This is a genomic window from Thiomonas islandica, from assembly GCF_055383445.1.
Window position 1 is genome coordinate 1652591 of the sequence record NZ_AP042391.1, and the last position, 24405, is coordinate 1676995.

23 protein-coding genes, 1 tRNA gene and 1 pseudogene are annotated in these 24405 nt (G+C 62.9%); 2 read left to right on the forward strand and 23 right to left on the reverse strand.

Features of this window, described 5'->3' with window-relative positions; all coding sequences use genetic code 11:
* Positions 1 to 26: 26 nt before the first annotated feature.
* The 14 genes from ACZ47F_RS08105 to ACZ47F_RS08170 all read right to left on the reverse strand — a co-directional run bounded on the left by ACZ47F_RS08105 (position 27) and on the right by ACZ47F_RS08170 (position 16396).
* Positions 27 to 1646: a methyl-accepting chemotaxis protein gene (locus ACZ47F_RS08105; protein ID WP_464924235.1), complete on the reverse strand. Its 1620-nt coding sequence runs from the start codon at positions 1644 to 1646 to the stop codon at positions 27 to 29.
* A 95-nt stretch (positions 1647 to 1741) separates the two neighbouring features.
* Positions 1742 to 2824 (reverse strand): protein-glutamate methylesterase/protein-glutamine glutaminase, encoded by a 1083-nt coding sequence (locus tag ACZ47F_RS08110; RefSeq protein ID WP_156052799.1) that lies wholly within the window; start codon positions 2822 to 2824, stop codon positions 1742 to 1744.
* Between the two features lie 35 nt (positions 2825 to 2859).
* On the reverse strand, positions 2860 to 3411 hold the full coding sequence (locus ACZ47F_RS08115; protein ID WP_464924236.1) for a chemotaxis protein CheD: 552 nt from the start codon (positions 3409 to 3411) through the stop codon (positions 2860 to 2862).
* On the reverse strand, positions 3408 to 4205 hold the full coding sequence (locus ACZ47F_RS08120; RefSeq protein ID WP_156052797.1) for a CheR family methyltransferase: 798 nt from the start codon (positions 4203 to 4205) through the stop codon (positions 3408 to 3410). The genes ACZ47F_RS08115 and ACZ47F_RS08120 overlap by 4 nt, the downstream gene beginning before the upstream one ends.
* A 7-nt stretch (positions 4206 to 4212) precedes the next feature.
* On the reverse strand, positions 4213 to 7461 hold the full coding sequence (locus ACZ47F_RS08125) for a sensor domain-containing protein (protein ID WP_464924237.1): 3249 nt from the start codon (positions 7459 to 7461) through the stop codon (positions 4213 to 4215).
* A gap of 28 nt (positions 7462 to 7489) precedes the next feature.
* A complete protein-coding gene (locus ACZ47F_RS08130; protein WP_464924238.1) occupies positions 7490 to 9109 on the reverse strand; it encodes a methyl-accepting chemotaxis protein in 1620 nt (539 codons plus the stop codon).
* On the reverse strand, positions 9043 to 9402 hold the full coding sequence (locus ACZ47F_RS08135; protein ID WP_464924239.1) for a hypothetical protein: 360 nt from the start codon (positions 9400 to 9402) through the stop codon (positions 9043 to 9045). Before ACZ47F_RS08135 ends, ACZ47F_RS08130 begins: the two co-directional genes overlap by 67 nt.
* A gap of 51 nt (positions 9403 to 9453) precedes the next feature.
* Positions 9454 to 9993: a chemotaxis protein CheW gene (locus ACZ47F_RS08140; RefSeq protein ID WP_156052794.1), complete on the reverse strand. Its 540-nt coding sequence runs from the start codon at positions 9991 to 9993 to the stop codon at positions 9454 to 9456.
* Between the two features lie 26 nt (positions 9994 to 10019).
* Positions 10020 to 11486 (reverse strand): methyl-accepting chemotaxis protein, encoded by a 1467-nt coding sequence (locus ACZ47F_RS08145; RefSeq protein ID WP_464924233.1) that lies wholly within the window; start codon positions 11484 to 11486, stop codon positions 10020 to 10022.
* 31 nt (positions 11487 to 11517) lie between these two features.
* Entirely contained in the window at positions 11518 to 11733 is a 216-nt protein-coding gene (locus ACZ47F_RS08150) for a hypothetical protein (protein WP_464924234.1), read from the reverse strand.
* Between the two features lie 50 nt (positions 11734 to 11783).
* On the reverse strand, positions 11784 to 13397 hold the full coding sequence (locus tag ACZ47F_RS08155) for a methyl-accepting chemotaxis protein (protein WP_464924240.1): 1614 nt from the start codon (positions 13395 to 13397) through the stop codon (positions 11784 to 11786).
* A gap of 31 nt (positions 13398 to 13428) precedes the next feature.
* On the reverse strand, positions 13429 to 15669 hold the full coding sequence (locus tag ACZ47F_RS08160) for a chemotaxis protein CheA (protein WP_464924241.1): 2241 nt from the start codon (positions 15667 to 15669) through the stop codon (positions 13429 to 13431).
* Positions 15666 to 16007, reverse strand: a complete 342-nt coding sequence (locus ACZ47F_RS08165) for an STAS domain-containing protein (protein ID WP_464924242.1) — start codon at positions 16005 to 16007, stop codon at positions 15666 to 15668. Before ACZ47F_RS08165 ends, ACZ47F_RS08160 begins: the two co-directional genes overlap by 4 nt.
* A gap of 20 nt (positions 16008 to 16027) precedes the next feature.
* On the reverse strand, positions 16028 to 16396 hold the full coding sequence (locus ACZ47F_RS08170; RefSeq protein WP_013105568.1) for a response regulator: 369 nt from the start codon (positions 16394 to 16396) through the stop codon (positions 16028 to 16030).
* A gap of 123 nt (positions 16397 to 16519) precedes the next feature.
* Here ACZ47F_RS08170 and ACZ47F_RS08175 point away from each other — a divergent pair, with 123 nt between their 5' ends.
* Positions 16520 to 17629, forward strand: a complete 1110-nt coding sequence (locus tag ACZ47F_RS08175) for a transposase (RefSeq protein ID WP_464924243.1) — start codon at positions 16520 to 16522, stop codon at positions 17627 to 17629.
* 251 nt (positions 17630 to 17880) lie between these two features.
* On the opposite strand, the gene ACZ47F_RS08180 is transcribed toward ACZ47F_RS08175, so the two are convergent.
* From ACZ47F_RS08180 to ACZ47F_RS08190, 3 genes are all read right to left on the reverse strand, one after another.
* Positions 17881 to 18879, reverse strand: coding sequence for a methyl-accepting chemotaxis protein (locus ACZ47F_RS08180; RefSeq protein ID WP_464924244.1), 999 nt, complete (start codon positions 18877 to 18879; stop codon positions 17881 to 17883).
* Positions 18880 to 18924: 45 nt separating this feature from the next.
* The gene (locus ACZ47F_RS08185; protein ID WP_464924245.1) at positions 18925 to 19218 is read right to left on the reverse strand and encodes a response regulator; all 294 of its coding nucleotides are present in this window, start codon (positions 19216 to 19218) and stop codon (positions 18925 to 18927) included.
* Positions 19219 to 19442: 224 nt separating this feature from the next.
* Positions 19443 to 19664, reverse strand: a complete 222-nt coding sequence (locus ACZ47F_RS08190) for a hypothetical protein (RefSeq protein WP_464926653.1) — start codon at positions 19662 to 19664, stop codon at positions 19443 to 19445.
* On the opposite strand from ACZ47F_RS08190, the pseudogene ACZ47F_RS08195 reads away from it, so the two are divergent.
* Positions 19636 to 19758 (forward strand): annotated as a pseudogene (locus ACZ47F_RS08195) (IS1182-like element ISCARN109 family transposase); the annotation flags it as partial. The gene ACZ47F_RS08190 and the pseudogene ACZ47F_RS08195 sit on opposite strands and share 29 nt — an antisense overlap.
* 128 nt (positions 19759 to 19886) lie before the next feature.
* On the opposite strand, the gene ACZ47F_RS08200 reads toward ACZ47F_RS08195, so the two are convergent.
* The 6 genes from ACZ47F_RS08200 to ACZ47F_RS08225 form a co-directional block, all read right to left on the reverse strand.
* On the reverse strand, positions 19887 to 20861 hold the full coding sequence (locus ACZ47F_RS08200) for an IS5 family transposase (RefSeq protein ID WP_464926604.1): 975 nt from the start codon (positions 20859 to 20861) through the stop codon (positions 19887 to 19889).
* 224 nt (positions 20862 to 21085) lie between these two features.
* Complete coding sequence (gene istB, locus ACZ47F_RS08205) at positions 21086 to 21886, reverse strand: IS21-like element helper ATPase IstB (protein ID WP_464924246.1); 801 nt, start codon at positions 21884 to 21886, stop codon at positions 21086 to 21088.
* Entirely contained in the window at positions 21879 to 23396 is a 1518-nt protein-coding gene (gene istA / locus ACZ47F_RS08210; protein WP_464926573.1) for an IS21 family transposase, read from the reverse strand. Before istA ends, istB begins: the two co-directional genes overlap by 8 nt.
* A gap of 96 nt (positions 23397 to 23492) precedes the next feature.
* Entirely contained in the window at positions 23493 to 23834 is a 342-nt protein-coding gene (locus ACZ47F_RS08215) for a hypothetical protein (RefSeq protein ID WP_464924247.1), read from the reverse strand.
* Positions 23835 to 23949: 115 nt separating this feature from the next.
* Entirely contained in the window at positions 23950 to 24174 is a 225-nt protein-coding gene (locus ACZ47F_RS08220; protein WP_464924248.1) for a hypothetical protein, read from the reverse strand.
* A gap of 137 nt (positions 24175 to 24311) precedes the next feature.
* Positions 24312 to 24387, reverse strand: a tRNA-Asn gene (locus tag ACZ47F_RS08225).
* Positions 24388 to 24405 lie beyond the last annotated feature (18 nt).

Below are 24405 nucleotides of genomic sequence, written 5' to 3' on the forward strand. Positions count from 1 at the left end.
GAGTGTGTGAAGGGGGATGTTGAGGTTCAGAACCGCACGAATTCTGGCTGCGATTGCGCGAGCACCGGCAGACTGTCCTCGGTAGCCACCCGGGCCTTGCTTGCGGCAGACCGTGCGGCCGGTTTAGCCGCCGTGACCTGCGCTTCCTGGCTAAGCCGGAAGCCCGCCATGATTTCCTGCAAAGCCTGCGCCTGCGCGTTCATCTCTTCGGCAGTGGCCGCGAGTTGTTCCGAAGCCGAGGCGTTCTGCTGCGTCACCGCCGAGAGCTGGGCGACGGCCTGATTGATCTGCTGCATGCCGGTGGACTGTTCTTCCGAAGCTGCCGTGATCTCCTGCACCAGATCCGAGGTCTTGGAGATATTGGGTGCCATCTGCGCAATCAGGCTACCTGCCGCATCCGCCTGCTTCACCGTCGAAGTCGCCAGATCGCCAATCTCCTTGGCCGCCACCTGAGAGCGCTCCGCCAGCTTGCGCACCTCCGCGGCCACCACCGCAAAGCCCTTGCCATGCTCCCCAGCTCGGGCCGCTTCAATCGCCGCATTCAAAGCCAGCATATTGGTCTGATACGCAATGTCATCGATGATCGAGATGCGCTCCGCGATGGCTTGCATCGCCGAGACCGTGCCCTGCACCGCCGCACCCCCTTCACGGGCTTGGCCTGCCGCCTGCTGCGCCATCGAATCCGTCAGACGCGCGTTATCCGCGTTCTGGCGAATGGACGCCGTGGCCTGCTCCAGCGTGGCCGAGGTTTCCTCCACCGAAGCCGCCTGTTCTGAGGACGACTGCGACAGACTCTGCGAAGTCGCCGACACCTGCGTGGCCGCCGAGAGCAGTTGCTCGGCAGACGAACGCACCGAGCCGATGACCGAAGTCAGCCGCCCGACCATGTCTGCCAAAGCCGTGAGCAACTGCCCGGTTTCATCCTTCGACGTGGAAAGCACCCGCACCGATAGATCGCCTTCGGCCACGCGCTGGGCGACATGCACTGCCTCGCTCAAGGGGAGGGTGATGGAGCGGGTGATCCAGAAGCCGCCCACCATTGCTGCGAGGATGAAGCCGATGGTGATCCACAGCGCCTGGCGAACCGCACTTGCATAGGCAGCCTGGCTTTGCGCATACGCCGCCTGCATCTGCGCTTTCTGATGGGCGATCAACGCACTGATGTGCTGGTGCATGGCGAGCACGATGGGCGAAGCCAGTTGGGTGTAGATGGTGCTGGCCTGCGGATAGAGCCCTTGCTGCATCAGACCGATGACCTGCTGCTGCACGCCCCGGTTCTTTGCCATCAGGCTGTGAATTTCAGCGAGTTGCGCGTTGACCTCGGCATCCGGCGGCAAGGCTTGCAACTCTTTGAACACCTGGGCCGTGCTTTCACGGTTTTCGGCGAGCTGCTTTTTGAGGGCCTGCTGCGCCTGCGCGTGTGCCGGGTTCAGCAGGGTTTGATACAGCGCTGCCGTGGTGCCCTGGAAGTTGGTGAAAAAAGTGTTGAGCAGGGCGATACGCTGGCTTTGCACATGCACGATGGAGTCGAGCCGGGCGTTGGATTGCGCCAATTGCTGCTGCGCCAACGCGGCATTGAGCACGATGACGGCCAGCATTCCGAGCAGGCCCAAGGTCATGCGGGTGCGAATACGAAGGTTGTTCATCAGGGTAGAGAGAGGTTTAACTTGATGCTTATGTAACGACACGAGGCCAGTGCCGCTGCATAGGGGAAGACCCCGTGTGAAGCGCGACTTTCGGGTCAACCGCGGCCGTATTCCACCATCGCCGCGCCGATGTCGCCCAGGGCCAGGCTGCGGTCGGCGGCGCCAAGTTTCACCGCCTCCTTGGGCATGCCGTAGACCACGCTGGTGGCCTCATCTTGCGCCACGGTGCGGGCGCCGGCGTCGTGCATTTCCTTGAGGCCGCGCGCGCCGTCGTCGCCCATGCCGGTGAGGATGATGCCCAACGCGTTGCGCCCGGCGCATTGCGCCACTGAGCGGAACAGCACATCGACCGAAGGCCGGTGGCGGTTGACCGGCGGGCCATCGCGTACTTCGACGTGGTACTGCGCGCCGCTGCGCCGCACCTGCATGTGGCGGCCGCCCGGCGCGATGAGCACCAGCCCGGGAATCAGCCGGTCGCCGTCACGCGCCTCGCGCACTTCGAGGGCGCAGACGGAATTCAGGCGCTCGGCAAAAGTCGCGGTGAACTTCTCCGGCATGTGCTGCACCACGGCGATGCCCGGCAGGGTGCGGGGCAGGGTGGTGAGCACGCGCTCGAGCGCCACGGTGCCGCCGGTGGACATGCCCATGGCGATGATCTTCTCGGTGGTGTCGGTCAGCACATGCGCGCTGGGGGTGAACGTGGGCGGCGCGGGGGCCTTGGCCACGCTGACCACGGGCCGCGACAAGGCGCGCAGACTACCGGTGTTGGCGCGGGCTGCGGCCTTGATGGTCTGCGTCAGCTCGGTGGTTTGCTCCACCAGAAAGTCCTTCAGGCCCACGCGCGGCTTGGTCACCACGCTGACGGCCCCGGCCGCCAGAGCATCGAGCGTGATCTGCGCGCCTTTTTCGGTGAGTGTGGAACAGATGACCACCGGCAGCGGATGCTCGACCATGAGCTTCTTGAGGAAGGTGATGCCGTCCATGCGGGGCATCTCCACGTCGAGCACCAGCACGTCGGGCCACTGGCCTAGCTGCATGCGCTGCAGGGCAAACAGCGGGTCGGGTGCGACACCGATGACCTCGATGCCCGGATCGCGCAGCAGCACGGCCTGCAGCACCTGCCGCACCACGGCGGAATCGTCGACGATGAACACCTTGACCTTGTCGGTCCGAATCATGAAAGCGTCTCCAGTAGGAAGGGTTTTGATGGGACTCAACCCATGCTTTGCTGCGCGTTCTGGCCCCAGAATTTCAGATAGGCGTCGCCGCTCCAAATCTCGAACAGCACATTGCGGTGGCCTTCGCCACCCAGATGTTCGGCCTTCAGGCGCAGGCCATGTTGACGCACGAGTTCGCGTCCGCGCAGTACGTTTTTGCACGGCACGTCCAGGCAGCCGTGTTGCACATGCAGGGGCTTTTCCTGCGTGAACATGCGCCCGCCGCCGAACAGCTTGGCCTCGTATTCATCGGGGCGGGTGCCCGCCGCCTGCATATCGCGCAGGAATAGCAGCATGGCCTCGTCGGCATAGCGGCCGTCGAGCGCACGGTGAGCACCATGATGCGCGCCGCGGCCGGGCAGCATGTAATGGCATAGCCCGCCGATCTTCAGCCGCGGGTGCCACACCGCAATGGCCACGCACGAGCCCAGCAGGGTGCGCACGCGGGTGCGCCCTTCGCCGAAATACAGCTCGCCGGGCTGCAGAAAAATTTCCAGCGGCTCTTCCTGCGCGGCCTCGGCAGGTGCGGGGAACGGCGCAGTTTTCATTGCGGCTTGAGATAGACGGCGGGCTGAAGGCTGCGCAGCGGCAGATCCAGACCGTTCAGGCTTTCGGAATGACCGATGAACAGATGCCCGCCGGGCCGCAGCACATCCAGCAGCCGACGACAAACCGCGCGCTTGGTCTCGGCGTCGAAATAGATCATCACATTGCGCAGCACCACCAGGTCGAACTGGCCGATGTCGGGCAGGGCGGTGTTGAGATTGATGACCTGAAAGCGCACCCGCTCGCGGATGCTGGGCTGCAGCGCAAAACTACCCTCATGTGCCCCCGTTCCCTTCAGACAAAAGGCCTTGAGGTAGGGCTGGGGAATTTTTTCGGCGCGCTCCATCGGGTAGATGGCGCGACGCGCCTGCTCGATCACCCGGGTGGAAATGTCGGAGGCCACGATCTCCCACGGCCGTTGTCCCATGCGCTCGGCCAGCACCATGGCGATGCTGTAGGGCTCTTCGCCGCTGGAGCAGGCCGCGCTCCACACCCGGAATGGGCGCGAGGTATCCGCATGCGGAATGATTTGCTCCGACAGATAGGCGAAGTGCCGCGGCTCGCGAAAGAAATAGGTTTCGTTGGTGGTGAGCAGGTCGATGGCCTGCTGGCGCTCGGCGGCGTCTTGCCGCAGATGGTGCAGGTAATCGGTGAAAGTCGCCAGCCCGAGCGCGTGCAGCCGCTTTGAAAGACGCCCTTCGACCAGCGCTTTTTTCGACGGTGCCAGGGTGATGCCAGCGGCTTCGAACATGAGGCGGGAAAAGCCGCTGAGTTCGGTATCGGTGAGCGTTTGCATGGTTTTTTCAGCCAGGTGTGTGGGTCTTGGCATCGGCCAGATATTGAGCAAAGCGCTTGGGCGCGACCGCCTGGCTGAACAGCCAGCCCTGGTAGGCCTCGCACCCGAGTTGCTGCAGAAAATCGGCTTGCTCCTGCGTTTCGACGCCTTCGGCGATGACGATCAGGTGCAGGGCCTTAGCCATCGAAATCACCGCACGCGTAATGGCCGCGTCGTCGGCATCGTTGGGCAGGTCTTTGACAAAAGCGCGGTCGAGTTTGATTGTGGTGACGGGCAGGCGCTTGAGCGAGGCCAGCGAGGAGTAGCCCGTGCCGAAATCGTCGATGGAGGTGTTCACGCCAAGTTCGCGCAATTGCACGATCAGCCCGCTGACATGCTCGGGATCGCGCAGCATCATGCTTTCGGTGATTTCCAGCTCCAGCAGGCCGGGCGCGATGCCCGAGTGCTCCAGGGCCGAAGAGACCTGGCGCAAAATCAGATCGCCCTGCAACTGCCGCATCGAGCAGTTCACGGCGATGGGCAACGGGGTCTTGCCCTGCTGCTCCCATTCTTGAAGCTGCTTGCACACGGCGTTCAGCACCCATTGCCCCACGGGCACGATCAGGCCGGTTTCTTCGAGCAGCGGAATGAACGTGGCCGGAGAAACCAGGCCATGTTGCGGGTGCTGCCAGCGCAGCAAGGCCTCCGCCCCAATCACCTGACGGGTTTGCAAGCAGACCTTGGGTTGGTAAAGCACAAAAAACTGCTCCATGGCGAGAGCGTGGCTCAGATCGGTCTCCATCTCGATGAGCTCGCGCCCGCGCTGGCTCATGTCGGCGGTGTAGAGCAGCGCCCGGCCGGGGGTGTTGGCCTTGCAGCGGTACATGGCCACATCGGCACGGCTGAATAGTTGCGTGGCCGACCGCCCATCGCGCGGCGCACGCGCAATGCCCAGGCTGGCGGTGATGAAAATGGTCTGACCGTCGAGTACGAAAGGTTCGGTCAGGCTGTTGAGCAGTTGCTCGGCGTGATCGAGCAGAGCCTGCTGGTCGGCGGTGCAAGGATGCAGCACCGCGAAGGCATTGCCGCCCCAGCGTGCCAGAAAATCGTCTGGAGCAAGCGCGACCTTCAGCCGCGCCGCGGTTTCGATCAACAGGTCATCGCCCAGGGCGTGACCAAAGCTGTCGTTGATCTGGCGGAAGCGGTCGATGTCGAGCAAGTAAACGGCCAGTTGGCGGCTCTCGTCCCGGCTGGTCTCGGCTTCGAGCAAGCGCTCTAGCGATTCGATGACCAGGGTCTGATTGGGCAGTTCGGTCAGCTCGTCGTGATCGATCAGCCACTTGAGGCGCCGGTCTACGGCACGGATTTCCGTGACGTCGTGCGCGACCGCTGCGGCGCCGAGAGGCGTGCCGGTGGAATCCAGCAGTCGACGCGCCGTGATTTCATAGTGCCGCCACTGGCCTTCCAGGCTTTCTATCAGAAAGTTCTCTGCCTCCTTGGGTTCACCGCGCAAGGCCGATTCCAGCGGCAGTTGCTCCAGTGGAACCGGCTTGTGGTCAGTGGTGTGAACAGGCGTGACCAACTCCAATTCACGCAACGACACCCCCATTTTTGTCGGCAAACCCGCCCGAATGGCTGCCGCGTTTACATAGCTCAGCAAGCCGTTTTCGTCGCAGGCGTAGACCACGTCGCGCATATTGTCGAGCACCGCATTCAGAAACGCGGTCTGCCGGATCGCAGCGTCCCTGCGGGCGAGTTCGTCAGTCACGTCGAGGGCGTAACACACGATGGAGGTCACAGCGCCGTCCTCGTTCTTCACCGGGGAGACATGCCACTGCAGCATGCGGTAGCGGCCATTCTTGTGACGATAGCGCCGGTGCGCGCAATAGGCGCCCACCTCCGTATCTGCCATGCCGCCGAGCTGGGCGGCTACGGCGCCCCGGTCGTCCGGATGCAGAAAATCGTCGACGACATGGGGCTGGCGCAGCTCTGCCGGCGTGTAGCCCAGCATCTCGCTGAAGGCCGGATTGAAGTCGAGAATCTCGCCTTGCCCGTTCACCATCAAAATGCCGATACCAGAATAGTCAAAAGCGTTCTGTACCCGCGCGTTCGCCTGATGCAGCCTCTGGGTCAGTGGGCGCAGTTGCCAGCCCAGCACGAGCAGCCCCAGCAGCACCAGACCCGGCACGAACAGCAGCCCGGTTTCGAGCGTATCGACGACCGGGGCATAGAGTTCGGCCGTGGGCACCTCCACCGCCAGGGCCAGCCCGGTTGTGCCGAGCGGCGTGGAGCTGATCAGCCATCGCTGGCCGTCGATTTCCTGAATCGTCGTAGCCGCTTTGCCCTGTGCCCAGCGCACCTCTGCGGGCAGACGCTTGGATGTGAGCCGCGTCGTCTGTTCGCTTTCACCGGCCTGGCTGGGCAGACAGGTCCAGAGGTCATTGGAGAGGCTGCAGATCTTGATGACGGTGTGTTTCGCGCGACGCGTCAGCTCATGCGCGATGCGGCTGGAGGCGGGCAGGGGCAGCGAGGCGCTGAAGTGGCCGATGGTCTGCTCGCCCTTGCGAATCGGGAGCTGCGCGTGCAGAAAAAAATTGAGCGTTACCGGATCGCGCTGCAGCATGAACTGGCTGGCTGGCGGCATGGCCGACACCAAGCTGGGCAGCCCCGGGTGGTGCGCTGTGGAGGCTGCACTCGACAGCACGGTTTCACCCCAGAGATTGGTGATGCTGTATTCGTGAGGGGCCAACAGCGCCATCATGGTGCGCAAGTCGGCGAGTTGGCTTTGCAGTTCGGCAGATGGATGCGCGGGACTGCCTTCTTTGCCGGTTTGAAGCGTTTGCAGGGTGCGTAAGAGCAATGGGTTGTGGGAAAACCGCTCCAGCTCCTTGCCGCGAACCTCCATCGCCATGAGCAGGCCGCGGCTGAGCGCGTTGCGGTCGTTCTCCATGCTGAGCGTCAGCCGATTCCGTTCGTGGTCGGCCATTACCAGGGCGGTGAACAGCGCGGTGAGCGAGCTGGCCAGCAACAGAATCACCGCCGCCGTCAGCATGAGTTTGCGGTCTGGCCGCTGCCGGTACGCCGCGCGCATCCAGGGAAAGCGATTGCGCACGGCCGTGGCGATGCCAGCGGAAAACAGCAGCGCCGCAGGCTGGTAGGCGCTGCTCGTCCCGGTTCCCCACAGTTGCTGGAGCAGCTTCCAGGCGAGCATCAGCACGCCGGCCATCGCTAGGGCGACGATGCCGAGATCGATGAGTAGTGGGGTGATCAGGTGCATCAGCGTGTTGAGGAGTTAGTCAGTCCCTTCAGAACCGCACGAATTCTGGCTGCGATTGCGCGAGCACCGGCAGACTGTCCTCGGTAGCCACCCGGGCCTTGCTTGCGGCAGACCGTGCGGCCGGTTTAGCCGCCGTGACCTGCGCTTCCTGGCTAAGCCGGAAGCCCGCCATGATTTCCTGCAAAGCCTGCGCCTGCGCGTTCATCTCTTCGGCAGTGGCCGCGAGTTGTTCCGAAGCCGAGGCGTTCTGCTGCGTCACCGCCGAGAGCTGGGCGACGGCCTGATTGATCTGCTGCATGCCGGTGGACTGTTCTTCCGAAGCTGCCGTGATCTCCTGCACCAGATCCGAGGTCTTGGAGATATTGGGTGCCATCTGCGCAATCAGGCTACCTGCCGCATCCGCCTGCTTCACCGTCGAAGTCGCCAGATCGCCAATCTCCTTGGCCGCCACCTGAGAGCGCTCCGCCAGCTTGCGCACCTCCGCGGCCACCACCGCAAAGCCCTTGCCATGCTCCCCAGCTCGGGCCGCTTCAATCGCCGCATTCAAAGCCAGCATATTGGTCTGATACGCAATGTCATCGATGATCGAGATGCGCTCCGCGATGGCTTGCATCGCCGAGACCGTGCCCTGCACCGCCGCACCCCCTTCACGGGCTTGGCCTGCCGCCTGCTGCGCCATCGAATCCGTCAGACGCGCGTTATCCGCGTTCTGGCGAATGGACGCCGTGGCCTGCTCCAGCGTGGCCGAGGTTTCCTCCACCGAAGCCGCCTGTTCTGAGGACGACTGCGACAGACTCTGCGAAGTCGCCGACACCTGCGTGGCCGCCGAGAGCAGTTGCTCGGCAGACGAACGCACCGAGCCGATGACCGAAGTCAGCCGCCCGACCATGTCTGCCAAAGCCGTGAGCAACTGCCCGGTTTCATCCTTCGACGTGGAAAGCACCCGCACCGATAGATCGCCTTCGGCCACGCGCTGGGCGACAGAAACGGCTTCGCCCAGGGGGCGAATCACCAGACGGCGAAGAAGAAAGGCGGTGACGCCGAGTATCAGCAGAACCATGATCGACCCACCCGTGAGGATGGGCAGAACCCGCTCCCAAGTGTGGCTGGCAACGACGGATTTCGCGTAACGGGCGGTGACGGTGAAGCCCCAACCGGGTATGGCTTTCGACGACGTGATCCAGTCGTCCGGGTTGATCTGGGTTGGCATATTGGCCGTGGCGAAAATCACTTTGCCGGACTTGTCAGTCACGTCCAGATTGCCGCCATGCAGCAGTTGCAGCTTGCTGACTTCGTTTTTGATGGCGTCGATCTGCGCCTTGTAGCCCACGTACCAGATGCCGATGATTTTGCCGCTGGCGTCGCGCATGGGTTCATAGCCGGTGATGTATGGATTGCCCAGAATCTGCACCACGCCATAAAACGCTTTGCCATCGCGGATGCCGGCAATCACCTTGCCTTTGGGGTCAAGCAGGGTGCCGATGGCGCGGGCGCCGTCCGGCTTTTTGGCATTGGTGCTTACGCGCACAAAGTCGTCACCGCTGCGCACGAACAGGGTGGCGGTGCCGCCAAACAGCTTGGTTACGCCGTCCACCAGGCCGAACTGGTTGACCTCGCTGGTCTTGCCAAACTGCAGATCGGGCAGCATTTTCCGCCCAGCTCCACTGGCGCGCCCAGCGAAGGCGCGCCGAGCTGCGCGCCACGCTCGGTCAGCAGGCGCATCGAGCCATGCACCTGCTCGTTGAGCAGGTTCTTGGTGATGTCGAGCGTGCGCACGATTTCGCCCATCTGCTGCTGCGATTCACGTTGAATCTCCACGCCGACGTTGTGTTGCGCGTTGCGCACCATCAGGAACGAGCCGGTGGCGACCACGACGATCACCAGCAAGGCGATCGGCGCAAGGATGCGGAACTGAAGACGTTGATGCAAAGCGAGGGTCATGGCGTGCTCTGGTCGATGGAAAGAGTGGAAGAGAAATCGGTTAAGAAGAAATCAGGCGGCCATATGCGAGGCGCTGGCCAGACCCGCCATGTCTTCGACCGACAGCACACGACCCACATCGAGCAGGATGATGAAACCGGCTTCGGTGCGGGCCATGCCGCGGATGAACTCTTGCCGCAGGCCGGTGCCGAAGCTCGGCGCCGGTTCGATCTGGCCGGCTTCCATATCGAGTACGGCGTTGACCGCATCGACCAGCACGCCGATGGCCAGCGGCCCGTCTTCGCCCTCGATTTCAACGATGACGATGCAGGTGCGAGCCTGCAAGGCGGTGGGCGCGCGGCCGAAGCGCTGCGCCAGATCGATTACCGGCACCACGTTGCCGCGCAGGTTGATCACGCCGTGCACAAAGGCCGGCATCATCGGCACTGTGGTCGGGCGGGTGTATTCCAGAATTTCCCGTACCCGCAGAATGTCCAGACCATAGATCTCGTTCTGCAAGGTGAAGGTCAGGTACTGGCCGCTGGTGGGCTGGGCGTTGCCCGCCAGTTGCAGGGCAGGGGTGGAAGACGGATGCGCGATGGCGGTCGTCATATGGGGCTCCTTGGAAAATAGGCTGATCAGAATTTGACGAAGTCGCCCGCACCGGCCGCAGCCAGGGCTGGGCGCGGCGTGGCAGCGGGTCGGCGCGCGGGGGGCGTTGGTGTGCGCGACTGGGCTACGGCTGGCGTCGCTTGGGCGTCGGTTTTGAACTGGCTGATGAGGTCTTGCAGACCGCTGGCCTGCGCATTCATCTCTTCTGCGGTGGCCGCGAGTTGTTCCGAAGCCGAGGCGTTCTGCTGAGTGACGGCTGAGAGCTGCGCCACCGCCTGATTGATCTGCTGCATGCCGGTGGCCTGCTCCGTGGACGCCGCAGCGATCTCCTGGACGAGACCGTAGTTCTTCGTCTTCAGAGTGACCAATTCAGAAATCAGGTGAGTGGCGTGATCGGCGTGCTTGACCGTTGTAGAGGCCAGATCGCCGATTTCCTTGGCTGCGGATTGGCTTTTCTCGGCCAGCTTGCGCACCTCGGCGGCCACCACGGCAAAGCCCTTGCCATGTTCTCCGGCGCGGGCCGCTTCAATCGCCGCATTCAAAGCCAGCATATTGGTCTGGTACGCAATGTCATCGATCAGCGAAATGCGATCCGCGATGGTTTGCATGGCGGTGGAAGCCTGCCCAACGGCGGATTTACTGCTGTCGGCATGTTGCAGTACCTGTTGGGCGAGCGCATCGGCCGCAGAGGCGTTGTCCGCGTTCTGGCGTATCGAGGCTGCGGCCTGCTCGACGGTCGCCGAGGTTTGTTCCACCGAAGCGGCCTGCTCCGAAGACGACTGCGACAGACTCTGCGAAGTGGCCGACACCTGGGTGGACGCCGAGAGCAACTGCTCGGCCGACGACCGCACCGAGCCGATGGTCTGGGTAAAACGGTCGATCATCTTTTGTGCGGAGGCCATGACCTGACCGATTTCGTCGTTGCTGCGGCGGCCCATGCGAACCGTCAAGTCACCCTGCTCAAGCCGTGCAAACACAGCGAAGGCGTTGCGCATCGAAGCGTTGGTGCGGCGGGTGATGAACAGCGCCAGCGCCACCAGCAGGGCAATGCCGATGACCGAGATGATGAGGCCCTGCGTGCTGTAAGCCCACGCGGCCGCGCTCACGTCATCGACATACACCCCGGTGCCGATCACCCAGTGCCAAGGCGCGAAATTGATCGCGTAGGCCACTTTCGGGAAGGCCTCTTGGGTGGCGCCGCCGCCCGCAACGGGCTTGGGAAAGCGGTACTCGAAAATACCGCCATCGGGATTTTTTGCCGCGAGGTTCTGCGCGGTGTAGAGGTTCATCTTGCCGTCGGTATCAACAGGCTTGGCCTCCAGCCCGGGGCGGTAGCCGGTGGCGTTGTCGAACTTGGGCAGATCGAGCACCTTGCCGATGAGCGCGGGCACCGTGGGGTGCATCAGCATGGTTGGCACCGGGGTGGTGTCGGTGGTGATCCAGAAGTAGCCGTCTTTCTTCGCGCCGTAGCGCATGTCCTTGACGGCGGCCATCGCCTGGGTTTGGGCCTGCTGCGTGGTCAGCTCAGCTTGCCGGCCTGCGCCTGCTGGTAGTATACTGAATCACGCCCTCAGCGGTTTGCGTGGCGTTGCGCAGCATGAATTCGCGCTCGGTCAGAATGGACGACTGCAAGCGGCTCACATTGAGCAGGGTGATGCCGATCATTCCGAGAATGAACAGCGCGGATAGCAGCAACAGGCTGCGGCGAATGTCGAGCTTGAAGCCCTGTCTGGATCGCATGAGAGTTCCTTGTGAACGGAAGGTGAGTGTGTGAAGGGGGATGTTGAGGTTCAGAACCGCACGAATTCTGGCTGCGATTGCGCGAGCACCGGCAGACTGTCCTCGGTAGCCACCCGGGCCTTGCTTGCGGCAGACCGTGCGGCCGGTTTAGCCGCCGTGACCTGCGCTTCCTGGCTAAGCCGGAAGCCCGCCATGATTTCCTGCAAAGCCTGCGCCTGCGCGTTCATCTCTTCGGCAGTGGCCGCGAGTTGTTCCGAAGCCGAGGCGTTCTGCTGCGTCACCGCCGAGAGCTGGGCGACGGCCTGATTGATCTGCTGCATGCCGGTGGACTGTTCTTCCGAAGCTGCCGTGATCTCCTGCACCAGATCCGAGGTCTTGGAGATATTGGGTGCCATCTGCGCAATCAGGCTACCTGCCGCATCCGCCTGCTTCACCGTCGAAGTCGCCAGATCGCCAATCTCCTTGGCCGCCACCTGAGAGCGCTCCGCCAGCTTGCGCACCTCCGCGGCCACCACCGCAAAGCCCTTGCCATGCTCCCCAGCTCGGGCCGCTTCAATCGCCGCATTCAAAGCCAGCATATTGGTCTGATACGCAATGTCATCGATGATCGAGATGCGCTCCGCGATGGCTTGCATCGCCGAGACCGTGCCCTGCACCGCCGCACCCCCTTCACGGGCTTGGCCTGCCGCCTGCTGCGCCATCGAATCCGTCAGACGCGCGTTATCCGCGTTCTGGCGAATGGACGCCGTGGCCTGCTCCAGCGTGGCCGAGGTTTCCTCCACCGAAGCCGCCTGTTCTGAGGACGACTGCGACAGACTCTGCGAAGTCGCCGACACCTGCGTGGCCGCCGAGAGCAGTTGCTCGGCAGACGAACGCACCGAGCCGATGACCGAAGTCAGCCGCCCGACCATGTCTGCCAAAGCCGTGAGCAACTGCCCGGTTTCATCCTTCGACGTGGAAAGCACCCGCACCGACAGATCGCCTTCGGCGACACGCTGCGCCACAGAAACGGCTTCGGCCAGGGGGCGGGTGATGGAGCGGGTGATGAGCCAGGCAGCGGCGATGGCCAGCAGCAGAGCAAACACCGCCAGGCCGATGTTGGCATTGCGGGCAGCGACGAAATCGGCCTCGCTCTGGGCGTAAAGCGCATCGGTCTGACCCCGCAACATCGTCTCGATCGCCGCGGTTTCCTGGCGAACCTCGCGTGACACGATCAAGCCGGATTTGAGGTAATCGGCCGCAGCGGCGCCGAAGTTGCTTCGCTGCATTTCAAGAATCGCGGTCTGTTGCGCCGAACTTCCTTTGGCGATGATGGCGCGCAGGTTGTCGAGCCGGGTTTGCAGCTGCGGGGTGGGTTGAAGAGACTCCAAAGTCTTGAAAGCGGCGTCCGTATTCACACGTTGTTCAGCGATAAGGGCACGATCGGCATCACTGAACTGCTGCGACAGCAGGCTGCGCAGCATGATGCGTGTGGTGTTCTGGCTGCTGTTGGCAATGATGGTGACGGCTCGCTCCTTGGCGAGATGGTTTTGCACCACGAGCCGCAGATTGCTCTGAATGCGAGAGGCTTCGTACAGCCCGAACGCCGCGTTGGCGAGCAGAAGAACGATGAGCAGGCCGAAGGCGAGGCTGAGGCGTGTACCGATGCGAAGGTTGTTGAACATGGAAGGCTCAGTGTGCGGACGTTGAAGGGGTTCAGTTGCTCAGTACCGGGGCCTGGCGGCCCTGCGCGCTGCGGCTGGCGCGGCTGATCAGGGGGGCGGCGTCGAGAATGAGCGCCACTTCGCCGTTGCCCAGAATGGTCGAGCCGCTGATGCCTTGCAGGTGGGCGAACAGCGCGCCCAGCGGTTTGATGACGGTCTGATATTCGCCAAGCAGGGCATCGACGACGATGCCCGCGCGCTGCCCGCCGATTTGCGCGACCACCACATTGCTGCGGGTGTTCGGCGAGTCAGCGGCGGAGTCCGCCAAACCGAGCTGTTCGCGCAGATGCAATAGGGGCAACACTTCGCCGCGCAGGTTGATATAGCCCTGCTGCGGCTGGATGGGCGCAAACTCCATGCACTCGATCACCGCGTCGAGCGGCAGCACGAAGGTGCGCCCGGCGGCTTGCACCAGAAAGCCGTCGATGATGGCGAGCGTCAAGGGCAAGCGCAGGTGCATCTGCGTGCCCACACCGGCGCTGCTCTGAATGTCGATGCTGCCGCGAATGGCTTCGATATTGCGCTTGACCACGTCCATGCCCACGCCGCGGCCCGACAGATCGGTGACGGCATCGGCGGTGGAGAAGCCGGGCTCGAAAATCAGCGCCCACACCTCGGCGTCGGGCAGGGCGGCGGCGGCCTCAGTCGAAATCAGCCCGCGCTCGACGGCTTTGGCAAGAATGCGCTCGCGGTTCAGCCCGCCGCCGTCGTCTGAAACCGTGATGAGAATGCTGCCCGAGTCGTGACGGGCGGCGAGTTTGAGGGTGCCTTGGGCGGGTTTGCCGCGGGCGGTGCGCACTTCGGGCGACTCGATGCCGTGATCGATCGAGTTGCGCACCAGGTGCATCAGCGGATCGGCGATGCGCTCGACCAGGGTTTTATCCATTTCGGTGTCGGCGCCTTCGATGACCAGGGCGATGTCTTTGCCCAGCTCACGCGATACGTCGCGCACCACGCGCTGAAAGCGCGCGAAGGTTTCGCCGATCTCGACCATGCGCAGCTTGAGTGCCCGCTCGCGGATGTCTTCGACCAGCCGGGTGATCTGCGCGGCGGCTTCGATCTGGCTGGCGTTCTGCGCGTGCAGAGCATTGCCGGCGCTGGCAATCACCAGTTCGCCCACGAGGTTGATGAGGGCGTCGAGCTTGTCGGCGGCCACGCGCAGCATCTGGTTGTCGCGGCTGCGTTTATCTTTAATCTGCTTCTGTTTGTCGAGCGCGGCTTGCACGATGGGCTGGTGCGTGGCGCCTTCGCGCACCAGAATTTCGCCCAAGGGGGCGGCCGGTGCGCCGGTGGCCTGCGCGTCGTGTTGCGCGCTGAGCGCGTCGCTCAATTCTTTCTGCGTCAGCGTGCCGATCTGTACCAGAATGTCGCCCAGCCGCAGGTCGTCTTCGGGCAGGCTGCGAATGAGTTGCACATAGTCGGCAATGCGGCTGTGCGCGGGCAGGATGCGGATGGTGCTGTCTTCCTGCACGAACTCGAACACGGCGGCGATTTCTTCCTTGCTGGCCTCGCTCTTGAAGTTGATCTCGAAGCCGAGATAGCTGGTCTCGGCGTCCATCGCGTCGAGCGGGGGCAGGGCGTCGGTCAGGGTGACGAGACCGACGATTTCGCCCAGCCCGCGCAGATAGCGGATGAAGGCCAGCGGGTCCATGCCGTTGCGCAGACTGTCGGCGCCGAAGCGCAGCGACAGATGCCACGATGGCGTCAGCGCCGATCCGTGCGCGAGCACGGTGACGGGGGCGGCTTCCGCCGAGGGGGCGCTCGGTGCGATGGGGCTTTGCTGGGCCACGACCAGCGCACCGCCTGCGGGCTGCTGAGCGGCCTGCAGCCGGGCGACCAGCGCCTGTTCTTCCGGGGTGTCGGCGATGCAGGCGCCTTGGCTGTCGATCTGGTCGATCAGTTGCGCGAGGTGATCGCGCCCTTGCAGCAACAGCGCGACGAGTTCGCTGCTGACGGCGAGTTTGCCTGCGCGCATCTGGTCGAGCACGCTTTCCAGATGGTGAGTGAAACGCACGATGCTGTCGAGGCCGAACAGCCCGGCCGAGCCTTTGATGGTGTGGGCCGCGCGAAACAAGGCGTTGATGTGCTCGCCATCAAGGGCGTCATCAATAGCGTCATCAGCGCCGCCTTGGGGTTCGAGCTCCATCAGCCCGCGTTCCATGCCTTCGAGCAGCTCTTGCGCCTCGACGATGAAGGAGCGCATGGCCTGCTGCATTTGTTGTTCGAAGCTCATGCGTGCTCCTTGGGGGACGTGGTGTGGCCAAACTCGACCACCGGGTCGCCGAAGTAGGCGAGCAGGCCGCAGAGTTCGAGGGCGTCGATGACGGCGGGGCTGTGCCCGCTGAGCTTGAGGCTGTGCTCCAAATTGCTGGCCTGCTGCTTGGCGGCCAGCAGAATCTGCACGCCGGAGGCGTCGATCTCGTCAACCGCGGCCAATTGCAGTTCGACCAGGGGATGCTGGGCGATCAGTTCGGCCAGCCGGGTGCGCACCTCGGCGGCGGCATAGATGTCGAGCGCGCCTTGCAGCGTCACGCTGCAAGCCGGGCCGGCTTGACGGAGGATGATGTCCACAGCGTCTCCTCTGGCGGGGTTCAGGGTGCGATGAGTTTGGAGACCGCAGCCAGCATCTGCGCCGGCTGGAAGGGCTTGACCACCCAGGCACGGGCGCCTGCGGCCTGGCCTTGCGCCTTCATGTCGTCCTGGCTCTCGGTGGTGAGCATGATGATGGGCGTGAACTTGTAGTCGGCCTTCTGCTTGATCTCTTTCACCAGGGTGATGCCGTCCATATTGGGCATGTTCACGTCGCTGATGATGAGGTGGATCTTGCGGCCGTCGAGCTTGGTCAGCGCGTCCACGCCGTCAACGGCTTCAATGACTTCGTAGCCCGCGCTGGCAAGGGCGATGTTGACCACCTGACGCAGTGAGGCGGAGTCGTCGACGATGAGAATGGTTTTGGCCATGGAGCCTCTTGCAAAACTCCACACTCGAGCTGAATTACCCGCCGAATCGGGAGCAAAAACAGGTAGAGATGGGCGGCCATTGCTGGCAAGATAAAGGTTCCAAAGACTTGATCAACGCCCGACATGAATACTACACAACGCACCGGAATCATGCAACGCTGGACCATCATTCAGCACGAACTGATGCCTGAATTGCGGAGCGAGGTAGGTGCGCTGACACCGAAGTTAGCCAGGTTGGTGCACATCCTGGAATGGGTGCGCATTGAAGAATTTGTCAGTTCGTCGTGGGGCGGTAGCGGGCGGCCTGCACACGACCGTGGCATGCTGGCAAATGCCTTTGTTGCCAAGGCCGTGTTGGGTCTGTCGACGACGGCCGGGCTGATTGAACGTCTGGCCATGGATCGCGCATTGAAGCGCATCTGTGGCTTTTCGATGTGGCGTAAATTGCCGAGCGAAGCGACCTTCTCGCGCGCCTTTGCCGAATTTGCCGAGGCGGGCCTGGCGGAACGCACCCATGCGGCCCTGGTAAGGGAAACGCTGGGCGAACAGTTGATCGGCCACATCAGCCGGGATGGCACGGCAATCGAGGCGCGCGAGAAACCAGCCAAAAGAGACAAAGCGCCGGAATCTGCGCCTGTCGTAGCAAGGAAACGTGGTCGCCCCGGGAAGGGTAAGACCCGTGAAGTAACGCCGGGCAAACTGGAACTGCAACGTGGCAAGCCGCTGGCGCAACTCCTGAAGGAATTGCCGCGCGAATGCGACCGAGGCAGCAAGTGCAACGCGCAAGGCTACAAGAACAGCTGGAACGGCTACAAACTGCACATTGATACGGCGGACTGCGGTGTTCCGGTGAGCGCGCTGTTATCGAGCGCCTCGATGCACGACAGCCTGGCGGCGATACCGCTGTCCCTGATGACGGCAGAGCGCGTGACGAACTGCTACGACCTGATGGACGCGGCCTATTGCAGCAGCGTATTGCGGGAACACAGCCGCAGTCTGGGACATGTGCCGCTGATCGACCACAACCCGCGCCGTGGCGAGAAGATCGAATTCGCGCCCTGCGAGGCGGAACGATACAAGGAACGCACCGGTGCGGAACGGGCGAATGGGCGGTTGAAGGATGATTTCGGCGGCAGGCATATCCGGGTCAAGGGAAACAAGAAAGTGATGTCGCACCTGATGTTCGGTGTGCTGGCGCTGACGGCGGACCAGCTTCTCAGGTTGCTGACATAAGCCTGTCCTGAGCCCGTTGAAGGGCCCGGCAGCGTGGAGCAAAAAAGACTCAAACCGGCTTGGCCGGTGGAGAAACTCGCCCTCAGGGGCGGGGAAATGCGGTAATTTTGAGAAATTGCCGCAAACAGGGGAAGCGTAATCACTTCGATGCCGAAATTCGAGCATCAAATGCCATCGCGCTCCGTTTTCAAAAATAGTTTTGCAAGAGGCTCGCTTTTGAATGAGGGGATCGAAACAAGGGTTTGCTGGAGTCAGAAAAAGGTGATGTCGCCGCCGTCCTGCGCGTCCACCGTGGACTGGCCGCCGTGGTTGAGGCGCTGCTCCTGCGTGGTGTAGCCGACCGCGATGCGCTGCATGAAGGCGGAGGCGTCGAGCGCGGCTTCAGGGTTGCTGGCGCGGCGCGACTGATAGCTCTGCAGTTCGACCACCAGGGCGTCGAGGCTGTCGCGGCTGTGGGTGAGAATCTGGCTGACCCGATCCTGGAACTGCAGCGACACCAGCACGTCGCCGATCTCTTCGCGGATACCGCTGCTTTCGCGTTGCAGCAGGTCGGACGAATCGGACAGCCCCGTAGCCACATCGCGCAGGCGGGCGAGCACCTGATCGATGGACGATTCGGATTGGGTGAGGAACTGCTGCTCCTCGATTTGCGACTGCCCGGCCGAGCGGGTGAGCGTCTGGATGGCGCCGGTGATGATCTTCACCTGCTCGCCCATCTTGCGCCCGGTATCGCGCGATTGCGCCGAGAGCTTGCGCACTTCGTCGGCCACCACCGCGAAGCCGCGGCCGTTTTCGCCAGCCCGCGCGGCTTCGATGGCCGCATTGAGCGCGAGCAGATTGGTCTTGGCCGCCAGCGCCGCCACTTCAGTCGCCATCTTCTCCAGCGCCTCGGTGTAGCGCGACATGCCCAGCACTTCGCTGACCATGGCGGCGCGTTTGTCCAGCGCGGTGCGCAACTGATCGAGCACGGCGCCGAGTTCGCCTTCGCTGCGGCGGAATACCGCCACCACGCCTTCGCCGCCATCCATGCCGGCGGCGGCATGCTGCGACGCCCTCACAGCGTTTTCCAGGCGGTTGTGCAGGCTGGAGAAGCGCTGGCTCAAGGCCAGAATGGCGGTCTCCATCTGTGCGCGTCCGGCGTCGATCTGTTGGCCGAGCACGGGTAAGACCTGTGCGCAGAGGGCGTCGATCTGCTGCGCGGCATCGCTGTGCTGCAGGGCGGAAGGGGAGGTCGTGGCGTCTTGGGTCATGGCGGAGTCAACGCGGGTGGCGGGGAGGTTGGGTTGCAGGGAAGTTCAATGGGGCTGCGCGGCCAGTTGGCGCACCAGGGTTTCGAGCCGATCGATGTCGGAACTCTTGTCGAAGAAATAATCGGCGCCTCCATCGAGGCTGCGGGCGCGATGCTGCGAGTTGGCGTGCTGGATGAACATCGCCACGCAGATATCACTCCGGCTGGACTTGATGCGCTGCAAAACTTGCAGCCCGCTCTCACCCGGCATTTCGATATCGAGCACGATGAAGCGCACCGCGCCTGCGGTGTCTTGCTCCAACAGCTCCATCGCCTGCTGCCCGCAATCGGCCTGCAGCACGGCTTACACCCCATCAATGCCGCAGAGCAGGCCGGCCAGGCGCTCGCGCACCATTGCAGAATCGTCGACCACCATCAGTTGCATGACTCAGCTTTCAGAGAATTCAGGATGTATGGGGGCATTGTTGGCCTGCGGTTGCGCGGCGAACATCGGCCGCCAGCGGTTTGAAGACTGAGACAAGGGCGCGTTGATTTGTAGGAAATTTCTGACCCGCGTGGATCTGTTCATGCCAATTCATGGTCGAGGACGTAGCGCACCAGATCGGCGTCGCGCTCGATGTGCATCTTTTGCATCAGAGCCTCTTGCAAAACTCCCCACTCGAGCTGAATTACCCGCCGAATCGGGAGCAAAAACAGGTAGAGATGGGCGGCCATTGCTGGCAAGATAAAGGTTCCAAAGACTTGATCAACGCCCGACATGAATACTACACAACGCACCGGAATCATGCAACGCTGGACCATCATTCAGCACGAACTGATGCCTGAATTGCGGAGCGAGGTAGGTGCGCTGACACCGAAGTTAGGGAAGGTCTGCACAACCCGTTTCATAGCGCGAGCTGATGCGTCGCGTTCCATATGACGGAATTGGCATGGAAAATCGAGCAGATTTCTCGCCATTTTGGCCCGAATAGGCCGGTTTTCCGGCCCTTGCCCGGATAGCGGGCGCACTCATCCCGCAGCACCTTGCAAAATGCGCTTGCGCACCATCCACAGGTTCGACAGTGCGAACATCACCAGCAATTGGCTCGTGTTCTTGGCCAAGCCCCGATAACGCGTCTTACGATGTCCGAACTGGCATTTGATTACCCGAAACGGGTGCTCCACCTTGGCACGAATGCGGGCCTTGGTTTTCTCCAAAGCGTCCATGATCGCCCCCATGGGCGTGTCCTTGTCCAGCGCTTTGCGGTGGCTGGGCATCATGGCCACATGCCAACTGACTTGCGCGTGATCCTCAATCACCTCTTCGCGTTTGTGCACGCCACGGTAACCGGAGTCGGCAAAGACATCGCTTTCTTCGCCATGGAGCAAGGCGCTGGCCTGCGTGACATCGTGCGCGTTGGCGCTGGTGCCCACCACCGTGTGCACCAAGCCCGAGTCGGCATCCACGCCAATGTGCACTTTCATCCCAAAATGCCACTGATTTGCCTTCTTGGTCTGGTGCATCTCGGGGTCGCGTTCTCCCTTGGCGTTCTTGGTCGAACTGGGGGCGGCAATCAGGGTGGCATCGACTACGGTGCCGGTCTTGAGCAGCAGTCCCTGCCGCTGGAGCTGGGCGTTGACCGCCTCCAGGATCTGCGCGCCCAGGTCGTGCGCTTCAAGCAGATGGCGAAACCGCAGGATGGTGCTCTCGTCGGGCAAGCGCGTGGTGCCGACATCAAGCTGGGCAAATTCGCGGTACAGCGGGATGTCGTGCAGGGCCTCTTCCATCGCCGGATCGGAGTGCCCGAAGAACTGCTGCAGCAGGTGAATGCGCAGCATGACCTCGGCGGCAAACGGCGGCCTGCCGGTCTTGCCTGCGGGCGCATGTGGCGCGATCAGGGCCAGCAACTGCGACCACGGAATCACCCGGTCCATTTCGTCGAGAAATTCCCGCTTACGCGTGCGCTTCGCAGCAAGCTCAAATCCGGTCGCAGCAAGGCTGATCTCCGGAGTTCGACAGTTACGCTCGTAAGTCCTGTTGGCGCCGATGCAATTCTGAACCACCGTGCCGACGCAATTGTGAGCCAGGGGTGGAAGCCGGTTTGTTGTTGCCCGGCTGTGAATCAGTGTAGAGGTTTGCCTTGGTCGTGGTCTCCTTCGTTGGTGGGTTGATGCCGAGAGGGAAGCTGCGCAGGGCGTCGCCCGGAGCGGCTTCCCTCTCGGCTGCGTCAGTCACTTGGCATTGCTGTCTGCGCGGCCTTGCGAGCCTGTTCGCGCGCCTTGATCCGAGTCTTGGCCTCAGCGGTGCTGCGCAGGAAGCGGATCGAGTCGTTGCCGGTTTCGACGATGTGGCAGTGGTGGGTCAACCGGTCGAGTAACGCCGTCGTCATCTTCGCGTCGCCGAACACGCTGGACCATTCGGCGAAGTCCAGATTGGTCGTGATCATCACGCTGGTGTGCTCATAGAGCTTGCTCAGCAGATGGAACAGTAGCGCGCCGCCAGCCTGGCTAAACGGCAGGTAGCCCAGTTCATCGAGGATCACCAGATCCAGCCGCAGCAAGCTGGCAGCGATGCGTCCAGCCTTGCCCTGAGCCTTCTCCTGCTCCAGTGCATTGACCAGGTCGACGGTTGAATAAAAGCGCACACGCTTGCCATGCTGCGTGATGGCGGACACGCCAATGGCTGTGGCCAGATGCGTCTTCCCCGTGCCCGGGCCGCCCACCAGGACCGCATTGTGGGCGGCCTCGGTGAACGTGGTCTCGGCAAGCAGCGCGATGAGCTTGCGGTCGATTGGTGAGACGTCGAAGTCGAAACCGGCCAAGTCCCGGTGCATCGGGAACTTCGCCGTATGCATCTGGTAGTTCACAGAGCGCATGGCGCGATCGGTCACCTCGGCCTGCAGCAGGTGTTCGAGTAGCCAGCGGCTGCTGGCGGCTTCCGAACGGTCTCCTTGCTCGGTCAGGTCGGCCCACGCTCCAGCCATGCCATGCAGCCGCAACTGCCTGAGTTCCACAGCGAGGTCACGCATGGTCCGCTCCCTCGTCGCAGGTCCGCAGGGCGTCATATCGCGCGGTATTGGCGATGGGCACGATGTTGACCTGCAGTGTCGTGGCCGCGTTCTGTGGCACGACCGTGGGCGTCAGTCGGCCCAGCACGTTGATCACATGTTCCACGCTGACGCGCCCCGATGGCGGCGCGTTCTCCAGGGCCAACTCCGCAGCGACGAGCACAGCGTCCAGTCCAGCGGTGGGCACAATCGCCAGCACTTGCGCCATGATGCGGTCGCCCCCTGCCGTGCGGAGAAGGCTGCGCCGCAAGCGCTGCAGTGGCTCGGGCATGTCGGCGAAGGGTGCCCCATTGCGCAGGGCGCCCGGCTTTCTCTGCACCAGCGGCACGTAGTGCTGCCAGTCGTAGCGGGTCTCACCCGCATTGCTCAGCCGCGCATGGCGCGCGACCTCCTTGTCGTCGGCAACGATCACCACCTGGCCGGGATACAGCCGCGTGCTGACGATCTGCCCGGCCCACTCGCTGGGCACCGAGTAGCGGTTGCGCGCCACCGACACGAGGCAGGTGCTGGACACGCGCGCGGGCTTCTCCACATAGCCGTCGAATGACATCGTCATTGGCAGCAGGTGCGGACGTTCGAGGTCGAGCATCTCGGCCACCGTGAACTGGTCGTGCTCGGGATGTCGCACCTCATCCCACAGCGCCCGGCAGCGATCGCCCAGCCACGCGTTGAGCTCGGCAAAGCTACCGAATCGCTCCTTGGCGGCTTGAATCCAGATGCGCCTGCGGCTGTCCTGCACGTTCTTCTCAACGACCCCCTTCTCCCAGCCAGAGGCCACGTTGCAGAAGTCCGGGTCATAGAGGTAGTGTGCGCACATCACAGCGAACCGCGCGTTGACCACCCGACCCTTGCCCTTGCGGACCTTGTCCACGGCGGTCTTCATGTTGTCGTAGATGCCGCGCCGAGCCACGCCACCCAGCGCCGCAAAGCAGCGTGTGTGCGCATCGAACAGCATCTCGTGACCCTGGCTCGGGTAGGCCACCAGCCAGAAGGCACGGCTGGCACATAGCTTCATGTGGGCCACCTGCACCCGGTAGTAGATCCCGCCGACCACCAGCCCCTCTTCGCTCCAGTCAAACTGGAATGCCTCACCCAACTCAAAGCGCAGCGGAACGAACGCCTTGCCGCCGGACTCTTGGCCGGCGGCTCGCCGCCATGCACGAATGAAGTCCGTCACGCGGCTGTAGCTCCCCGTGTAACCCGCCGCCTTGATCTCGGCGAACAACGCCTGCGCCGTGCGCCGCTCCTGCGGCGGCCGCCTCGCATCCACTTTGAGGGCCAGCTTGATGCTGTCCTCAAACGGCGTGAGCTTGCACGCCTGCGCCGTGCGCTGATACTTCGGTGGCTCTGGCACCTCGCCGTGCAACCACTTGCGCACGGTGTTGCGCGATAGGCCCGTCTTGCGCGCAATCTCGCGCTCGCTGAGATGGTCCCGGCGGTGTAGTCGCCGAATCTTGCCGATCATGTCCATGGTGATCATTCCTGCTGTCCCCCACCGCACAGAAATGCAGCAGGGTAGGTCGAACACCTGGTTCAGTTTTCGGTCGGCACAACCCTCAAAAGTGGCTCAATTTTCGGTCGGTAACAACATTTCCCAGGTCATCGACAACAGTTCACCTTGGCGCATCGCGGTTTCTAGCGCGACAGTGACGAGCTGGCGGAGCCAGTGGCGCGGATGGACGACGGCCCTGCGATGGCGGGCGCCGCAGATCGCATCGATGGCGGCGAACAGCCTTGCCTCTTCGTCGCCTGTGAGGCGCCGGTCGCGCGCGTTCTGGACCTTGGGCTTGGTGATCTGCTTGACCGGATTGACGGACAGGCCAAGCCCCCACTCTTTGATCGCCGTGCTGAACAAATGCAAAACCAACGCGAGCTCCAGTCGAACCGAAGCCGGGGAAACCTCTTTCAATCGAGCGTTCCGGTAGCGCGCGAAGTCATCACCGCGAAGATCGCCGATGGCGCGACTGGCAAGAGGATGCTCTAGCAGGAATTCGATGCGGGAGCGCTCTTGCCTGGCGCCTTTTTCAGGCCACTGACCTCGGCGGCGTAGCGGCGCAGGCAGTCGGCGAACGAAACGATCTTCGCGGGCCGGTGATCGACATACCGTCTACGGTCGATGTCGGATTTATCTTGCGCGCCCAGGCTTCGGCCTCGGCCTTGGTGTTGTCGAAGGTGTTGGAGATGGCCGGATAGCCCTTGCGGCGGATCAACGCACGCCACGCACCGGCACGTTTTTGAAAGCTCGCCATGGTTCAGCCTTGGTTCAACTCGGTGGCTGAGAGTGCACCAATGCACCAAAGTGAACCAAAAGTGAACCAAACTCAGCGGCGCAAAGAAAAAGGCCTTACAGCTTTCACTGTAAGGCCTTGATTTTCCTCTGTATTTTTGGCTCCTCGACCTGGGCTCGAACCAGGGACCTACGGATTAACAGTCCGGCGCTCTACCGACTGAGCTATCGAGGAACGAAGCCCTAAACTATA